General features: G+C 68.8%; 17 protein-coding genes. 6 read left to right on the top strand and 11 right to left on the bottom strand.

Features of this window, described 5'->3' with window-relative positions:
• Nucleotides 1-2 precede the first annotated feature (2 nt).
• From ftsX to ACT3SQ_RS08440, 11 genes are all read right to left on the bottom strand, one after another.
• Nucleotides 3-920: a permease-like cell division protein FtsX gene (gene ftsX, locus ACT3SQ_RS08490; RefSeq protein WP_441443249.1), complete on the bottom strand. Its 918-nt coding sequence runs from the start codon at nt 918-920 to the stop codon at nt 3-5.
• Nucleotides 917-1,867 (bottom strand): cell division ATP-binding protein FtsE, encoded by a 951-nt coding sequence (gene ftsE / locus ACT3SQ_RS08485; protein ID WP_442331762.1) that lies wholly within the window; start codon nt 1,865-1,867, stop codon nt 917-919. The genes ftsX and ftsE overlap by 4 nt, the downstream gene beginning before the upstream one ends.
• A gap of 282 nt (nt 1,868-2,149) precedes the next feature.
• Entirely contained in the window at nt 2,150-3,265 is a 1,116-nt protein-coding gene (gene prfB, locus ACT3SQ_RS08480) for a peptide chain release factor 2 (protein ID WP_441443251.1), read from the bottom strand.
• A gap of 93 nt (nt 3,266-3,358) precedes the next feature.
• On the bottom strand, nt 3,359-4,510 hold the full coding sequence (locus tag ACT3SQ_RS08475) for a glycerate kinase (RefSeq protein WP_442331763.1): 1,152 nt from the start codon (nt 4,508-4,510) through the stop codon (nt 3,359-3,361).
• A complete protein-coding gene (locus ACT3SQ_RS08470) occupies nt 4,507-4,914 on the bottom strand; it encodes a pilus assembly protein TadG-related protein (RefSeq protein ID WP_442331764.1) in 408 nt (135 codons plus the stop codon). Before ACT3SQ_RS08470 ends, ACT3SQ_RS08475 begins: the two co-directional genes overlap by 4 nt.
• 53 nt (nt 4,915-4,967) lie before the next feature.
• Nucleotides 4,968-5,435: a hypothetical protein gene (locus ACT3SQ_RS08465; protein ID WP_442331765.1), complete on the bottom strand. Its 468-nt coding sequence runs from the start codon at nt 5,433-5,435 to the stop codon at nt 4,968-4,970.
• Entirely contained in the window at nt 5,432-5,902 is a 471-nt protein-coding gene (locus ACT3SQ_RS08460; protein ID WP_444502084.1) for a TadE/TadG family type IV pilus assembly protein, read from the bottom strand. Before ACT3SQ_RS08460 ends, ACT3SQ_RS08465 begins: the two co-directional genes overlap by 4 nt.
• A 28-nt stretch (nt 5,903-5,930) precedes the next feature.
• The gene (locus ACT3SQ_RS08455; protein ID WP_441443256.1) at nt 5,931-6,191 is read right to left on the bottom strand and encodes a hypothetical protein; all 261 of its coding nucleotides are present in this window, start codon (nt 6,189-6,191) and stop codon (nt 5,931-5,933) included.
• Nucleotides 6,192-6,342: 151 nt separating this feature from the next.
• A complete protein-coding gene (locus tag ACT3SQ_RS08450; RefSeq protein ID WP_444601049.1) occupies nt 6,343-7,287 on the bottom strand; it encodes a type II secretion system F family protein in 945 nt (314 codons plus the stop codon).
• The gene (locus ACT3SQ_RS08445; protein ID WP_441443258.1) at nt 7,284-8,156 is read right to left on the bottom strand and encodes a type II secretion system F family protein; all 873 of its coding nucleotides are present in this window, start codon (nt 8,154-8,156) and stop codon (nt 7,284-7,286) included. Before ACT3SQ_RS08445 ends, ACT3SQ_RS08450 begins: the two co-directional genes overlap by 4 nt.
• Nucleotides 8,153-9,379 (bottom strand): CpaF family protein, encoded by a 1,227-nt coding sequence (locus ACT3SQ_RS08440; RefSeq protein WP_444601048.1) that lies wholly within the window; start codon nt 9,377-9,379, stop codon nt 8,153-8,155. The genes ACT3SQ_RS08445 and ACT3SQ_RS08440 overlap by 4 nt, the downstream gene beginning before the upstream one ends.
• 194 nt (nt 9,380-9,573) lie before the next feature.
• Between ACT3SQ_RS08440 and ACT3SQ_RS08435 the strand changes: the two genes are divergently transcribed.
• The 6 genes from ACT3SQ_RS08435 to ACT3SQ_RS08410 all read left to right on the top strand — a co-directional run bounded on the left by ACT3SQ_RS08435 (nt 9,574) and on the right by ACT3SQ_RS08410 (nt 17,193).
• The gene (locus ACT3SQ_RS08435) at nt 9,574-10,734 is read left to right on the top strand and encodes a YihY/virulence factor BrkB family protein (RefSeq protein ID WP_442332737.1); all 1,161 of its coding nucleotides are present in this window, start codon (nt 9,574-9,576) and stop codon (nt 10,732-10,734) included.
• 1 nt (nt 10,735) lies between these two features.
• Entirely contained in the window at nt 10,736-11,482 is a 747-nt protein-coding gene (locus ACT3SQ_RS08430) for an SOS response-associated peptidase (RefSeq protein WP_442332736.1), read from the top strand.
• Between the two features lie 223 nt (nt 11,483-11,705).
• Complete coding sequence (locus ACT3SQ_RS08425; protein ID WP_442332735.1) at nt 11,706-12,968, top strand: sensor histidine kinase; 1,263 nt, start codon at nt 11,706-11,708, stop codon at nt 12,966-12,968.
• Between the two features lie 78 nt (nt 12,969-13,046).
• Nucleotides 13,047-13,736 (top strand): response regulator, encoded by a 690-nt coding sequence (locus ACT3SQ_RS08420; RefSeq protein WP_442332734.1) that lies wholly within the window; start codon nt 13,047-13,049, stop codon nt 13,734-13,736.
• A 194-nt stretch (nt 13,737-13,930) separates the two neighbouring features.
• Nucleotides 13,931-14,680: an ABC transporter ATP-binding protein gene (locus ACT3SQ_RS08415; protein WP_442332733.1), complete on the top strand. Its 750-nt coding sequence runs from the start codon at nt 13,931-13,933 to the stop codon at nt 14,678-14,680.
• Complete coding sequence (locus ACT3SQ_RS08410) at nt 14,680-17,193, top strand: ABC transporter permease (RefSeq protein ID WP_444601047.1); 2,514 nt, start codon at nt 14,680-14,682, stop codon at nt 17,191-17,193. Before ACT3SQ_RS08415 ends, ACT3SQ_RS08410 begins: the two co-directional genes overlap by 1 nt.
• Nucleotides 17,194-17,336: the final 143 nt, after the last annotated feature.

The raw sequence follows: 17,336 nt of genomic DNA, 5'->3' as shown, positions 1-17,336 counted from the left end.
GCTCACACCTTCAGATAGCGATTGAGGGAGACCACCGAGGAGGCGATCGAGAGCGCGGCTCCCAGCACGATCAGGAGAGGCGCGGCCCAGACCAGATCGGCGGGGCCGACGGTGATGAGCTGCTCGCCGAGGGTGGGTGCGAGCCAGCCCTGGACGATGTAGTGCAATCCCAACCAGAGCATGCCGGAGGCGATGACGCCACCGATGATCGCCGCGACCGCGCCTTCCAGCAGGAATGGGAGGCGGATGAAGAGGTTCGAGGCACCGACCAGACGCATGATCGCGATCTCTCGACGGCGGCCGGCGACGGACATCCGGATCGTGGTCGCGACCAGCAGCAGGGCCGCGATCAGCATCAGCACGGCGAGGCCGAGGGCGAACATCGTGGACTGGTTCAGCACGTCGATGAAGGGCGCGAAGGCCCCGAGCAGATCCGTGACCTCGTCCACCCCGTCCCGGCCTTGGAAGAACTCGACCACGGCCGCGGAGTCGTCGGCGTTCTCGAGGGTGATGTGGAAGGAGACCGGCATGTCCGCGGCAGTGAAGTTCGAGACGAAGCTCTCCCCGGCGAACTGCTCCTGGTAGATCGCGAGGGCTTCGTCCTGGGAGCGCTCGGTATAGGAGGCGACATACGGGGAGAGCACATCGCCCTCGAGCGCCTCGCGCACGGAGTCGATCTGGGCATCGGTCGCCGCACCGCCGGCACAGGAGGCGGCAGTGGAATGGGGGGAGCACAGGAAGATCGTCACCTGGGACTGCTCGACCAGGGTCGACTTCATATCCATGATCTGCTTCTGCATCAGCGCGCCGGTGCCGACGAAGGTCAGCGAGACCGCGGTGACGATCACGACGGAGATGACCATGGCGATGTTCCGCCACAGACCGGTGAGGATCTCCCCGAGGATGTACCGCGCCCTCATCGGAGGTCCTCCTCGTCGTCCTCGGCGAAGGGGTCCTCGTCCTGGGCCCGCAGCGCTTCACGCTCGTCGATCAGCTCCTCCTCGAGGATGTCCTCGGCAGGGGTCTGCGTCTCGGGGGTGTCACTCTCCGCGACGGTCTGAGTCGCAGGAGTCTGCTCCGGGGCCCCGTCCCAGTCGGCCACCAGGTCGGCGTCCTCCAGCGGATGCTCCTCGCGGTAGGACGAGTCGTCGGGAAGATTCCCCGAGATGACGCTCACCGGCGCCGGGGTCTCGTACCCTCCGCCTTCCTCGTCACGCACTACCTGGCCGCCGACCATCTCGACCACTCGGCGCTGCATCCGGTCCACGGCTGTCCGGTCGTGGGTGGCCATCACCACTGTGGTGCCGCGCTCGTTGATCTCGGCCAGGAGGTCCAGGATCCCCTCGGCGGTGGAGGGGTCGAGGTTGCCGGTGGGTTCGTCGGCCAGCAGGATCGAGGGCCGGTTGACGTAGGCCCGCGCGATCGCGACGCGCTGCTGCTCACCGCCGGAGAGCTCATGAGGCAGTCGCCTGCCCTTGTCCTCCAGGCCCACCATCTCGAGCATCTCGGGCACCAGGCGGCGCACCACCTTGCGGGGCGTGCCGATCACGGCGAGCGCGAACTCGATGTTCTGGTAGGCCGTCTTGGAGGGCAGCAGGCGGAAGTCCTGGAACACCATGCCGATGTCGCGGCGCAGCGAGGGGACCTTCCACGATGGGATGCGGGAGAGGTCCTTGCCCGCCACGTAGACCGTGCCGCGGGTCGGTGCGACCTCTTTGAGCACCATGCGCATCAGAGTGGATTTCCCGGAGCCGGAAGCTCCCACGAGGAACACGAATTCCCCGCGGGTGAATTCGAGGTCGAGATTCTCCACGGCGGGGTGCTGTCCACGCATGTACGTCTTGGTGACGTCGTCGAAGCGGATCACTGGTGCCTGTCACATCTGGGGGAAGTCGTGCTCCTCCAGCGTAGGGGCGCAGGGCCCGGAATCGACGAAGGTGCGGACAGCATCCTGGTCAAAACCTGGTCAAGTGTGGGTGCCTCTGGTCACGCTCGGGCATTCGATCATTCCGGTGCTTGATCGCTCAGGGACTCGATCGCCCCTGTGCCCGAGCACTCAGGCGCTCAATCGTCCCGGTGCCGGAGCACTCAGGCGCAGGCGCTCGATCGTCCCGGCGCCGGAGCGCGTGGCATCCGTTCGCTCAGGCGCTCAGCTGTGGGACTTGTTCTGCTCGGCACGCCAGCGGATGCCGGCATCGATGAACTCATCGATCTCGCCGTCGAACACGGAGGAGGGGTTGCCCTCCTGGTATTCGGTGCGAAGGTCCTTGACCATCTGATACGGGTTCAGCACGTAGGAGCGCATCTGGTCGCCCCAGCTCGCCTTCACATCGCCCGCGAGCTCCTTGCGCTCGGCGGCCTCCTCGGCCTTCTTGAGCAGCAGGAGGCGGGACTGCATGACGCGCAGCGCCGCAGCTCGGTTCTGGATCTGCGACTTCTCGTCCTGCATGGAGACCACGGTGCCGGTGGGCAGGTGGGTCATGCGCACAGCGGAGTCCGTGGTGTTCACGGACTGGCCGCCGGGGCCGGAGGAGCGGAACACGTCGACCTTGAGGTCGTTCTCAGGGATCTCGATCGCGTCGGTGGACTCGATCAGCGGGATCACCTCGACCGCGGCGAAGGAGGTCTGGCGGCGGCCCTGGTTGTCGAAGGGGCTGATGCGCACCAGGCGGTGGGTGCCGCCCTCGACCGAGAGGGTGCCATAGGCGTAGGGCGCGGAGATCTGGAAGGTGACCGACTTCAGCCCGGCCTCCTCCGCGTAGGAGGTGTCCATGACCTTGGAGGCATGGCCGTGGCGCTCTGCCCAGCGCAGGTACATGCGCATGAGCATCTCGGCGAAGTCCGCGGCGTCGACACCGCCGGCGCCGGCGCGGATGGTGACCACCGCGTCCCGCTCGTCATACTCGCCGGCGAGCAGCGTGCGGACCTCGAGCTCGTCGAGGGTCTTGTGAATGCTGACCAGCTCGTTCTCCGCCTCGTGGAGGGTGTCGGCGTCGTCCTCCTCAGCGGCGAGCTCCACCATCACCTCGAGGTCCTCGATGCGGGAGGAGAGCTCGCTGATGCGGCGCCGCTCGGACTGCGCGTGCGAGAGCGCGGAGCTGACCTTCTGGGCATTGTCGACGTCGTCCCACAGGTCCTGCGCGGACGCCTGCTGCTCGAGGTCGACGATCTTCGCGTCGAGCGCGTCGATGTCCGTCACCTGCTCGATCGAGGACAGGGTCGAGCGGAGCTGGGGGATCTCTACGGAGAAGTCGATGGAAGCCACGACGTCGGAGTCTACGGCAGGGGGCTGGACATGCTGCCCGATGTGCGGCAGATGGTGCTTGCTATATGGCGGCGGCCCGGCGCCTGGGGACGCTCAGTCGCGGGACGACGAGGTTCGCTCCCCCGCCCCTGCCAGCCAGATGCCGAGGTCGCGCCCCACCTCGGCAAGCAGCTCTTCACCGTCCTCGAGAGCACGCTGGAGCGAGCCGGCCCGCGACGTGAGATCCCACGCCTCGAGGATTCCGGCGTCGCGGAGCTGCTCCGGGCTGAGGGTGATCGCGCCGGCCACCGCGGCGACGTCGAGGCCGCGCTCCCGGGCACGGCGGGCGACCTCGGCCGGGCCCTTGCCGTGCAGCGTCTGGGCATCGAGCTTCCCCTCGCCGGTGACCACCACGTCCGCCTGGTCGAGCAGTGCGTCGACGCCGACCAGCTCGAAGACGGCATCGGCTCCTGAGCGCTGGACGGCGCCCAGCAGGAACAGGGCGAAGCCGGTCCCGCCGGCGGCTCCGGCCCCGGGCTGATCGCGGTGGATACGGGCCGGATCGAGGATCTGGGCTGCGGCGGTGAGCGTCGCGTCCGCCCGGCCGACGTCCTCGGGGTCGAGACCTTTCTGGGGGCCGTAGACGGCAGCCGCTCCGTCGGGACCGAGCAGCGGGTTGGTGACGTCGTTCGCGGCGACGAGGGTCACGCCCTCGAGGGCTTCGAGTGCCGGGGCGAGATCCGCAGAGGCGAGGGTTCTCACGCCGGCGAGTCCGGCACCGATGTCGGTGCCGTCCGCCTGGAGGAGATGAGCACCCAGGCCCTGCAGCAGACCGGCACCGCCGTCGGTGGAGGAGCTTCCGCCCAGGCCGACCAGGATGGTGCGGGCGCCTGCGGTGATCGCGGCACGGATCAGCTCGCCGAGGCCTCGGGTGGAGGCGGTGTGCGGTGCGAGCTCACCGTCAGGGAGCGCCTGCAGGCCGACGGTCTCGGCGAGCTCGAGCACCGCGACGTCGTCCTGGAGGGCCCAGCGGGTGGTGCGGGGCCGTCTCGTGGGGCCGGTGATGGAGGTGGTGTGCTCGGTGGCTCCGGCGGCGAGCGCGGCATCGACGGTGCCGTCGCCGCCGTCGGCGATGGGGCAGGAGAGCACGCGGAGCTGCGGGGCTGTCTCGGTGATGCCGCGGCGCAGCGCGTCCACCACCTGAGCGGCGCTGAGAGTGCCCTTGAACTTGTCCGGGGCGAGCAGCACGGTGCGGGTGGTGGTCATCGGGCGCGAGCCTCTCCTTCGACGGTCAGTGGGATGGCGGTGCCGGTCCCTCGCGTGAACCATCCTGCCAGGGGCGGGTGGGTGCGGGCGGAGATGACCACGTGGACGGTGCCATCTGCGTCCACGGAGACCTCCGCAAGCTGGATGCTCCCGGTGCTGGCGGTCTCGTGCGGGTAGTCGCGCAGGTGCGCCTCGGCGGCGGCGCGCGCGGTGCTGCGATGGATCGCGGCCCCGTCACCGGCGACGTAGAGGCGTGCGGGGTCGACGGCCTGGGCTGCGGCGAGCGCTGCGCTGTCCGCAGCGTGCTGGAGCCCGTTGCGCTCGAGCTGCACGCCGGTGATCGCGGTGCCGACGGCGATCACCATGAGCACCACGACCAGCACTCCGGTCGTCAGGATCGTCATCGATCCGCGGGCATCCCGCAGGCGATCCCGCAGGGCAGCGAGGAGACGGCGCATCAGCGGCCTGCCCGGTGCTGATCGACCGGCACCGCATGCGAGGCCCCGACGGCGACCGGCCCGGTCTCGCCGAGGATCGGACCGAGCCCGGGGACCGGGACCGGGATACGCACTCGCACGCTCACCGTTCCTCCCGGGGAGGCGCAGGGATCCTCGCTGCAGCTGATCGTCGCCACCTCCGTCGCGGGCAGGCCATGATCCTCGAGGATCATCTCGGTATGGCGGGCGGCGCGGTGGGCTGCTCGCTCGGGATCGGTGTCGGTCGCGTGGATCCGTGCCACGTCACGGGAGATCGTGTCCGCCGCGAAGACAGCGGCTTGGACATTCCCGAGGGTGAGCACGAGATAGAGGGTCGGGATCAGCAGAGCTGCCGAGAGCACGACGAATTCCACCAGTGCATTGCCTTCCTCCTGGCCGAGCGCATCGCGGATCGGTGCTCGGCCCGGAACTCGGCGCGGGATCGTCATATCGAGTCCTCATCCAGTGCCCGTCCTTCGACGGACAGCGTCCCTCCGGGACCGAACAGCCCGACCAGTGGCAGAGTTGCCGAGACGTGGACGTGGATGGTTCCGTCGGGTTCCTGGCTCGCGGTCGCCGCGGCATCGAGCCCGTCGCCGAAGCGCTCTGCGATCAGCCGTTCAGCACGGTCGGCCCCGTCCTGCGGCGTCGAACCCACCAGGGCTGCGTGGTGAGCGCCCTGGACTGCAGCATCGACCAGAGTGTTCCGGGTGTGGACGATCAGCGCCGCCTGGATGATCAACAGCCCGATCATCACGATCAGCACGGCGACCATGGGGAACTCCGCCACTGCGGCCCCATCGTCTGCTCGCAGCTTGCGCTCGAGGTGGCGCAGGCCACCCGGGCGGTGCTTCGGTCGGCGGCGTGCTGTGTACTCCGCTCCCGATGCTCGGGGACCCTCTCTGATGCTCCTCATGAGGATGACTCTCGAAGTGCTGGTCGGATCAGAGGCTGCCGCCGAGGAACGGCGCCATCGCATTCTCGAAGATCTGCACGATCTGGTCTGAGGCGACGGCCCAGAGTGCGACGACGATCCCGGCGGTCATCAAGGTGATCAGCACCCACCCGGGGACGTCGCCCCGGTCGGAGCCGAGGCGCGCCATCAGCCGCTGGCGGAGAGACCGCCGAGGCGCCTGTTCCGGCATCTGGGCACCAGTTCGCGAGGCGCGGCGGGTGCGATGGAGTGTGGTGCGGTGGACAGTCATATCGGCCTCCTCGGCAGATGGTGCGGAGCGAACTCCGGCGTGCAGGTCGGGTCGGGTCGGGTCGGTTCGGTTCGGTTCGGTTCGGTTCAGGTCGAGTCTGGTCGGGTCACGTCAAGCCCGTCGGGAACGACGGAATGGGCGGGTGGACTGGTCAGAGGCTGATCTCCAGGACGGCGAGGCCGGGGAAGATGGCGAAAATGATGACCAGCGGCAGCACGAAGAAGACCACCGGAACGAGCATCATGATCTCGCGCTGTCCGGCCGTCTCCATGAGGTCTCGCTTCGATCCTTCGCGGGCATCCTGGGCCTGTGCACGCAGCACCTCGGCGAGCGGAGTGCCGCGCTCGATGGCGATCGAGACCCCTTCGCCGAAGCGGCTCAAGGAGTCCAGAGGTGTGCGGGAGCCCAGGGAGGCGAGCGCCTGGGAGACGCTGGTGCCGGCACGGATGTCGGCGACGGTCGCTGCGAATTCATCGGGCAGCGCTCCCGAAGAGGTACGGGCCACGCGCTCCATGGCGGCGATCGGGCTCTCGCCCGCGGCAACCGCCAGGGCCAGCAGATCCGCGACGGTCGGGAACTCGCGCGCCATCCGAGCTGCCCGATGCTTGATCTCCACCCCCAGCAGGTAATCGCGCAGCAGCACTCCGAGCAGCGTGCCGAGAACCACGATCGTGAAGCCGAGCAGCGGGCTCGTGCCACGCAGCCCGATCGCCAGGACGGCCAGGATGACACCGATCACCATTCCGGCGGCACCGAAGATCACCTGTTCGATGCGGAAGGAATCTGCCGAGGTGCGCCGACCTGCGAGACGCAGGCGACGCTCGAGCTGCTCGGGACCACCGGTGAGCCGTTCGAGCACGCTCAACCCTTGAACCGCGACTGGTCCCATCAATCTTTCCAGCACGATCCGTGCCTGGCTGGTCGCTCGCGGCGCGGCGAACAGCGATGCCGACCGGGAACGACGGAGATATGGATCGACCCGTGCGGCGAGGTCCCGCGAGCGTAGCCATGGCAGCTGCCAGGCGAGGAGGGTGATCCCCACCCCTAACAGGAGGCCGAGCACGATTCCCGAGATCGCGGTGACGGAGCCGTTCATCGCAGCACTCGCTCGTCCTGAGGAAGCCTGGCGATCAGCAGCATGATGCGATACGCGACCAGGGAGACGGCCGCTCCGACCATGATCACGATGAGTCCCGTCCCCGAGTCGTAGGCCTGGGCCGCCTCGGGACGCGTCGCCATCAGACCCAGCACTATCCAGGGCGCGCCGAGCGCAAGCCGCGCCGCATTGACGGTCCAGGACTGCCTGGCCTCCAGCTCCGCGCGGGTTCGGGAGTCTTCACGGAGGAACGCGGACAGCGTGCGGAGCAGGCCGCCGAGATCTGTGCCGCCGACATCCCGGGTGATCCGCAGCGCCTCGACGATCCGGTCCCCCACGGGATCCGCAAGGCGAATCTTGAGCCGATCGAGGCAGGATGCGAAATCACCGCTGGCCTGGTAGTCGAGGGCGAACTCCGCGAAAGCTGGTTGCAGCTCCTCAGGCCCCTTACGGCTGAGCTGGACGAGAGCTTCCGGGAGCGACAGTCCGGCACGGACCGCTGAGTTGATGTGGTCGACTGCCTCCGGCCAGACCTCGCGCATGGCGGTGGTGCGACGGCGCGCCGCCGAGCGCAGCACGAGCACCGGAAGCGCGGAGACGACCACTCCGATCGTCAGCGACGGGACTACCGCGCTGGAGATCGCCCAGAGGACTGCCGCCACCACCACTCCCAGACCGGCACTGAGTGCCGGCACCGAGGCGGGCGGAACCGTATCGAGCCCGACCTTGATCAGATCATCGCGAAGTCGATCCATCGCCCGGGCGACGACCCCTCGGCGGCTCGTGCTGCCCTCCTGTTCCCACATCGACCACCAGATCGCAAGCAGGCCGAGTCCCGCGATCAGTCCCAGGAAAGCTCCATCACTCATGCCGCCAGCGCCTGCCCCAGCAGTGCCGTCAGGTCGAATCCGGCACGGGCGAAACGCTCTGGATGAGGCGGATGACCGTCACCCCGCACCAGCCGATCCCCGCGCTGCGAGAAGACATCGGAGATCTCGATCGTCTCGTCCTCCACCCGACCGCTGAGCCCGACGATCTCCCGCACCCGGCGACGACCATCCGCGAAGATGTCGAGGTGGACCACCAGGTCGATGGCGCTCGCCACCGTGGGGACCACGAACCTGCTCGACACGTTCTCCCCGGCGAGCAAAGGCAGCGTGCACAGCTTCGTGACGGCATCGCGTGCCGAGTTCGCGTGGATCGAGGCGAGGCCGGGCAACCCGCTGTTCAACGCGATCAACATGTCGAGGCTCTCCGCCTCACGGACCTCACCGACGATGATCCGGCTGGGGCGCATGCGGAGCGCTTCCTTCACGAGCCTTCGCATCGAGATCTCCCCGGTGCCTTCGAGGTTCGCCTGACGGGTCTGCATCGCCACCACATCCCGCAACGCGAGGTTCAGCTCGAAGACCTCCTCGATCGTCACCACTCGCTCCCGAGCACCGACGGATTGTGCCAAGCAGCGCAGGAAGGTGGTTTTTCCGGCGCCTGTCGCCCCTGACGCGATCACGTTGAGCCCGGAGGCGATCGCGGCGTCGAGGAAATCCGCAGCCTGCTGCGGAAGGGAGCCGAGGGCCACCAGACCCTGCAGGTCATATGCCTTCGCCACGAACTTTCGGATGTTGATCGCCCAATGGGCCCGAGTCACGCTGGGGATCACGACATGCAATCGCGACCCGTCGGGCAGCAGCGCATCCACGAAGGGTGTGCTCATGTCGAGCCGGCGGCCGCTGCTGACCAGCATCCGCTCGACGATGCCGCGCACCTCGGTATCGCTCAGCACGACGGTGGTCAGCTCGCTGCGCCCGTTCCGCGCGACGAAGACCTGCGAGGGCGAGTTCAACCAGATTTCCTCGATGCCCGGGTCGTCGAGCATCTCCTGCAGCGGGCCGAAGCCGCCGATCCGGGCAGCGATCGTCGCGACCATCGTGTCGTCGTCGCGCAGCACCGGGACCTCACCCGACGAAGCGCGGTGATCGTAGTCAGCGACCACCTCACGAATGAAGGGTTCCAGCTGATCAGCATGCACATCGAGACCCCGGCGGCGAATCAGCTCGCGCGATTCGTTCTCGATGATCGTGGCGGCATCCATCCGTTCCCCTCCCGGCTCCGACCGACCGGCTGCCCTCACAAATGTGAGGTGACGCACTCCACGTCGTCTCCGACACTGTAGGGGTAACTTGCGGCCACCGCTCGCCCCTCCCAGCGATTGTGGACAACTCTCCCTGCTCGCGCTCATGGCAGGATGACATCTGTCCGTGAGTCAACCGATCCCAGGAGCTCCCCATGGCCGACTCCTCAGCCAAGGGCGACGACGCCCCCTCGATGTCCGGCACCACCGTGAAGTACATGGCCAAACGCGTGCTCACCGAGTTCCTGCGCGATGGCGGCACGGATCAGGCCGCGAAGCTCACCTACTTCATGGTGCTCTCGATCGCCCCCACCCTGCTGGCGCTGTTCTCGCTGGCCACGCTGCTGCTGTCCGGGATCAAGGATCAGATCGCTCAGCTCATCAAGGACGCGATCTCCTCCGGGGCCGGCGGCAGCGGGATGGAGGTCGGCGGAGCGGTCGACTCGACGCTCGACTCCCTGATGGGCTCCTCGACCGGCGGCACGGTCGCGCTGATCATCGGTATCGCGACGGCTCTGTGGTCCGCCTCGGCCTATATCAAGGCGTTCGGACGGGTCGCGAACCACATCTACGAGGTGCCCGAGGGTCGCGGTCCGATCCGTATGAACGGCACCATGCTGCTGCTCACGATTGCGATCATCCTCGGCATCCTGCTGGCGATGGTCTCGTTCCTCCTCAGCGAATCCCTCGTGGAGGGTCTGCTGGGCCCGATCGCCTCCACCATCGGTGCACAGGGTCTGCTGACCTTCCTCCTGGATTCCTTCCTGCCGATCTGGGCATGGGCCAAGTGGCCGGTGATCCTGGTGATCGCCTTCGCCCTGATCTCGGTGCTGTACTGGGGCGCGCCCAACATCAAGAAGCCCTTCCGGTTCATCTCCCCCGGCGGGGTGTTCGCGATCCTCGGCATCGCCGTCGCTGCAGTCGCCCTGTCCATCTACATGAGCACCGTCGCCGGCTACTCCAGCTACGGCGCCATCGGCGGCATCATGGCCGTCCTGTTCGCGCTATGGGTCATCAACATCGTGATCATCATGGGCGCCGAGGTCGATGCCGAGTACGAGCGCGCCCGCGAGCTCGCGGCCGGCAAACCCGCCGAGGACTCCCTGGCCCTGCCGATGCGCGAGACTGCTGGCGCGGAGAAGGCGGAGGCCAAGCACGAGAAGATCGTCGACGAGGGTCGAGACATCCGGCTCCAGAACCTCCACCACGACTCCGAGGCGTACACCGGCGAGGATGCCCGCCTCACCCCGCGCCACGGCGTGCCCACCGTCGATCCCGACACCGACGCGACGGATCCGCGGCCGAAGGACACCTGAGATGTGCGGGCGCTTCGCCTTCTTCCAGGAGATCGAGCCGCTGGTGGACGACCTCGGCGCCGTGGACCTCACCGATCCGCATCTGCGCAGCCGCTGGAACATCCCGCCCACCGCTCCCATCCACGTGGTCACCGAATCGATCGACAAAGAGACCGGCGAAGTGCTGCGAGCGCTGCGGGTGGCACGCTGGGGACTGCTGCCCCCGTTCGCGAAGGAGGCCTCGTTCTCCTCCCGGACATTCAACGCCCGCCGCGAGACCCTGGCGGAGAAGCCCAGTTTCCGCGGGAGCCTGGGCCGATACCGCGCGATCGTCCCGATGGACGGCTACTACGAGTGGGTGCGCGGCGAGAAGGGCACCCGCAAGCAGCCGTACTTCATCGCCCCGGCGGATGGCTCCGCGCTGTACATGGCAGCCCTGATCTCCTGGTGGAAGGGTCCGGGATCTCACGAGGGCCCCGCCGCGAGCGAGGACGGCCGCTTCCTGCTCAGCGCCACGATCATCACCCGGGAGGCGACCGGAGAACTCGCCGAGATCCACGACCGCACCCCGGTGATGCTGCGGCGTGATCAGCTCGATCCCTGGCTCGACACGGCGATGGACGACCGCCACGCCGCCCAGGAATGGATCCTGGACGACACTCACCTGCTGGTCGACGCCACTCTCGCCGTCCGCGAGGTGGATCCAGGCATCGGCAAGGTCGGCAATGAGGGCCCCGAACTGCTGGATCCGCCGCAGACCCTGCTCTGAGCAGCGTCTCGACTCACACTTCACCACCGCGCAACGCACCGCGCCGCTCCGTTCCGCACCGCTCCGCTCTGCACTGCACTGCACTGCACTGGGCTGTTTCTGCACGGTTTCCGCACGGCTCCGACCATGGCCTCACATCACCACCCCTGGTGCGACGACCACCGGCGCAGATCCGACCGCGGTCTGACGCGCCGGGCACCGCAGCGCCCGTACCCTCAAGGCCATGACCAACGGTTCCGAGCATCGGACGGACGCACCCGGCGGGCGCGTCCGCTTCCGCGACCCGTTCCGCTGGATCATCGAGAATCCCGGCACCGTCGACCTGATCGGCTTCGGCGGCGCCTCATTCCTGGCCCTGCTCTTCTCACTGTGGACCGGATCCATCGGCTGGTGGACCCTGTTCACCGTGCCGATGATCGCCGCCGGAGCGCTGTGCCGGGTGCGGCCGCTGCTCGGCGTGCTGCTGATCGGCGGGCTCGCAGTGCTCCATCTGCTGGTGAACGTCCCGGTGGTCATGGGCGACATCATGACCTTCTACGCGATGTTCTGCGCCGTCGCCTACGGCAGGCCCGTCGTGCACGGTGTCGGCGTGGCCGCAGGCATGCTCGGCGTCTTCGCACAGGCCACGTTCTGGGCGATCGACGCCCTGCGCAGCGAGTACGGCGGGCCGATCGAGGCACTGATCAGCTTCTTCGGCCTCGGCCTCGTCGGCACCATCACCATCGTCGCGGTCTGGGCGCTGGCCAACCTGCAGCGGGCTCGGGTGCGACAGCTCGCCCTCACCCGTGACCGGGCCGAGCAGGCCCTCCGCGAGCGAGAGCAGCGCACCGCCCTCGCGGTGGCCGCCGAGCGCGCCCGCATCGCCCGTGAGATGCACGATGTGGTCGCCCACTCCCTCTCGGTGATCATCGCGCAGGCGGACGGCGGCCGTTTCGTCGCCGCACAGAAGCCGGAGAAGGCCGCCGAGGTGCTGGCCACCATCGGGGAGACCGGTCGAGCGGCGCTGGCCGACATGCGCTCCCTGCTCGGCGTGCTGCGCCAAGAAGATGAGACCAGCTTCGGCCCGCAGCCGGGCACGGAGAAGCTGGGCGACCTGACGGACCGGGTGATCGCGGCGGGGCTTCCCGTCGCTCTGGAGATCAACGGATCGCTGGACGGCCTTCCCCATGCGCTCGGCGTGTCCGTGTTCCGTCTGGTCCAGGAATCGCTGACCAACGTCCTCAAACACGCAGGCCCCGGCGCCAGCGCCGCCGTGCGGATCACCCGCGCCCCTCAGCAGCTCATCATCGAGGTGCTCGACGACGGCCAGGGCACCGACCCATCCTCCGACGGCCAAGGGCACGGCCTGACCGGGATGCGGGAGAGGATGTCGGTGTTCGGGGGCACCCTGCAGGCCGGTCCGCTCCCCTCTCGCGGCTACCGGGTCCGTGCCACCGTGCCGCTGGCCGGATCCTTGGAGCCGCTGGCCGCCCGCACCGCCTGGTGACCGCGTCGGTCCCCGTCCCTTCACCATGTCCTCCCTCAACCCCGCCCGTCCCCTCTGCGAGTTCCCAGGAGAGCCCCGATGAATGATCCCCTCGACCGACCGCTGCGCATCGCCCTGGTCGATGACCAGCCGCTGGTACGCGCCGGCTTCACGATGGTGATCGACTCGCAGGACGACATGGAGGTCGTCGCCCAGGCCTCCGACGGGGTCGACGCCGTCGAGGCGCTGCGCGGCCGCACCGTCGACGTGGTCCTCATGGATGTGCGCATGCCGCGGATGGACGGCATCGAGGCCACTGCCCAAATCCTCGAGCAGGCTCCGGCGGACCGCTCCCCGAAGATCATCGTGCTGACCACCTTCGATCTCGACGAGTACGTCGTCTCTGCGATCCGGGCCGGTGCCAGCGGCTTCCTGCTCAAGGACGCCCAGCCCGAGGACCTCCTGGGAGCGATCCGCACCGTCCACCGCGGGGACGCCGTGATCGCCCCGTCGGCAACTCGCCGCCTGCTGGAGCGCGTGGTCCGCGCTCCCGATCCGCAGGAGAAGGACACGGCGGTCCTGGAGCCGCTCACCGAGCGGGAGCGAGAGGTGCTCACCCTGATGGGTCGAGGCTTCTCCAACCGCGAGATCGGGGCGGAGCTCTTCGTCGCCGAGGCGACCGTGAAGACCCACGTGGGCCGCGTTCTCGCCAAGCTCGGCGCCCGGGACCGGGTCCAGGCCGTGATCATCGCCTTCGAGACCGGGCTGGTCGCCCCCGGCGCCAGCTGACCCCGCCCCTCCCACCGCCGCCGCTCCAACCGTCGGTATCAGCCCGCTGCGTCGCGGCATCAGACCCCGGTATGACGGCATCAGCGCTCCAGGTCGTTCCAGACCTCCGACAGCGCGACCACAGGCTGACGCGGCAGCATCCCCCGCCACGGGATCATCGATCACGACCGCTTACCTCCTCGTGAAGGACTCCGATGACTTCCCAGCCACTCGCCGTGCCCTCCTCCGGCGGCACCGCCGCTGCGGCCCCTGCACCGCCCGCCATCACCGCCCGCGCCGTCACCCGCACCTACGGCACCGGGGCCGGGATCGTGACCGCTCTGGATGCCGTGGACCTCGAAATAGCCCGCGCGGAGTTCACCGCCATCATGGGCCCCTCCGGGTCTGGGAAGTCCACGCTGCTGCACACCCTGGCGGGACTCGACGACGTCGACCACGGATCCATCAGCATCGATGGCACCGAGATCACCGCGCTCGGCGATGACGCCCTCACCAAGCTCCGCCGGGAACGCATCGGCTTCGTGTTCCAGTCCTTCAACCTGCTTCCGATGCTCACCGCCGAGCAGAACATCCTGCTGCCCCTGGAGCTGGCCGGGAAGCGCGTGGACCGCACCTGGTTGGAAACCATCACCTCCGCCTTCGGGATCACCGACCGGCTCTCCCATCTGCCCTCGCAGCTCTCCGGCGGTCAGGTGCAGCGCGTCGCCATCGCCCGCGCCCTGGTCACCTCCCCCGCCGTGGTCTTCGCCGATGAGCCCACCGGCAACCTCGACTCCCGCACCACCGAGGAGGTCCTGGAGTTCCTGCGGCTCTCGGTGGACCAGTTCGGCCAGACGGTCGTCATGGTCACCCATGAGCGGGACGCCGCCGAGCGCGCGGACCGCATCATCACGCTGGCCGACGGCCGGATCGCCCGTGACGAGGATCTGCGGGGCGAGCGCTGATGGCCCTGCGCACTCCGGTGAAGCTCACTCCGCTGCGAAGGCACCTCGCGGCCGTCGTCACCATCGCCCTGTCCTGTGCTTTCGTCGCCGTGATGGTGCTGGCCGGGAACCTCATGCAGGCCTCGTTGCGCTCACAGGCCTCCCAGCAGTACGAGGGCGCGGACCTCGAGATCGTTCGCCCGCTGACCGATGAGCAGTGGATGACCGAGGCGCCGCTCGAGGCACCGCAGGTCGAGGGAGCCGACGCCGTGTGGCCCCAGCTGCAGGAGTACCTCGAGCTCACCTCCGCGGAGGGTGACAGCAGTTTCCTCTCGCTCTCCCTGCTGCCGCCGGGGCAGCCGGAGGCAGACTCCATGCAGGAGGGCGTCCTGCCCGCCTCGAGCACCGAGATCGTGCTCGACACCGCCGCGGTGGAACAGCTCGGCGTCGACCTCGGGGACACCGTCACGGTGCCGGCCGAGTGGACTCCGAGCAACCAGGAGCTCCCGCTGACGGTCGTCGGCATCGCCTCCGCCCCGCAGGGTGCCGTCTTCGGCGGCACGCCACGGGTGCTGATCTCCGAGGCCACTGCTGTCGACCTGCTCGGGCCGAATGCCGGCACCATCACCGAGACCTGGCTCGCCACCGTGGCCGAGGGCACGGACCCTGCCGCTGTCGCATCCGCGGCGACGACGGACGACCAGAGCGTGCGCACCGTCGAGGAGGCCGAGGACGCGGCCGCCGGGCAGTTCCTGGGCGACTTCGCGGCCCTGGGGATGGTGCTCGCCGTCTTCGTGGTGATCGCCCTGTTCACCAGCGCCGTGGTCATCGCGAACACCTTCGCCGTGACCATCGCCCAGCGCACCAGGAGCCTGGCGCTGCTGCGCACCCTCGGGGCGACGCGCTCGCAGGTGCGCGGCGTCGTGCTGCGGGAGTCGCTGAGCGTCGGCCTGATCGGTGCCGCGGCGGGCATGATCGGCGGGCATCTCCTGGTGCAGCTCGCACTGGCGATATCCGCCGGCGTCGGCTGGCTGGACGGCGTGATGCTGGTGCCCTTCAGCCTCTGGTCCCTCCTGCTGCCGTTGCTCGCCGGCGTGGCGATCACGCTGCTCGCGAGCCTCGCCCCCATGTGGTCGGCCACCAGGGTGGCACCCCTGCAGGCGCTGCGCCCGGTCCCTCCCGCGATACATCACGGCATCGGCCTGCGAGGTGCCCTCGGCCTGGGCGCCGTCATCCTCGGCGTCGCCGTCATGGCCGGAGGCACCGCCCTGGCCATGAACGGCAACGCCACGATCGGCATCCTGCTGGCGATGCTCGGCGGCGTGGTCAGCTTCACCGGGATCCTGCTCTCGCTGGTCGTCCTCACCCGGCCCCTCTCGGCCCTCGTCGGCCGCATCATGGGCAGGGTCGGCGGACTCCCGGCGCGGATCGCGAGCGCGAACGTCGCCCGCAATCCGCGGCGCAGCGCAGCCACGATCGCCGCCCTCCTGATCGGCACCACGCTCATGACGATGATGGCCGTCGGAGCCCGCACCGCCGAGGCGACGCTCATCTCGGAGCTCGATTCACGGCGCCCGATCGACATGGTCATCTCCGCCGAGGAGGTGCCCGATGATGCCTTGGAGCAGGTCCTCGCCCTGGATGGCATCGACACCGCCCATGAGGGGAGCCGCGGGGACATCCAGGTAGGCGTCCCCGAGCCGATGACCCTCTATGGCATCTCCCCCGATGCGGTGCGGGAGACCTCGCACCGACCGGGCATGGCCGATGAGCTCGTGGACGGCGTGGTGCTGCTGGGTCAGGAGCGCTCCGAGCGCTTCGGCGTCACCGATGGTCAGATTCTTCAGGTCGAGGGCGCCGACGGCGCTGTGCACGAGCTGCGGGTCCAGATCGATGCCAACCTGCAGCTGTCCTTCGTGACCCCGGCGACGTTCGAGGAGATCGTGGGGGACGAGGCCACGACGGCGTTCTTCGGCGACTTCGCCGATCCCGGCACGCCCGAGCGGGAGGGCGTGGAGGCTCTCGACCTGGTGGGAGCTGTCGACGAGGTACTGATGGGCGAGGGCTTCTCGGAGGCCTCCGCCGACTTCGGCGGGATGGAACGGGAGGCCTACGGCCAGATCCTCACCATCCTGCTGGGGATCACCGTCGGCCTGCTCGCAGTCGCCGTGCTCGTGGCCCTGGTGGGTGTCGCCAACACGCTGAGCCTCGGCGTCATCGAGCGCACCGGGGAGAACGCCCTGCTGCGAGCGCTGGGCACCACTCGCGGCCAGATGCGCGCGATGCTCGGCTGGGAGGGTGTGCTGCTGGCGCTGGTCGGTGCGGTGCTGGGCATCGTGATCGGCAGCGCCTACGGGATCCTGGGTATCAACGCCCTGCTGGGGTCCGCGTATCCCGTCACGATGACGATCCCGTGGGGGCAGGTCGGCCTGGTGCTGCTGCTGGCCATCATCGCCGGTGCTCTCGCCTCGGTTCTCCCCGGGCGCACCGCCGCCCGGACGGCACCCGCCGCGGCCCTCGCGGACAACGAATGAGCCGCTGAGGGGGCTGCAGAGGTCCCTACGCTGAGGTCCCTGCACAGTCCAGGCCCTGCTCCGGAGTGCTCCGGGGCAGGGCCTGGGCTGTGTCTGGGCTGTGCCCCTCTGTTCTCTCACCGCGGGTCGCCGTTCACCGCGCG

It is taken from the genome of Brachybacterium sp. AOP42-C2-15, assembly GCF_052377065.1.
Classification (GTDB): Bacteria; Actinomycetota; Actinomycetes; order Actinomycetales; family Dermabacteraceae; genus Brachybacterium.
This window is presented reverse-complemented; position numbering and strand designations above follow the sequence as displayed.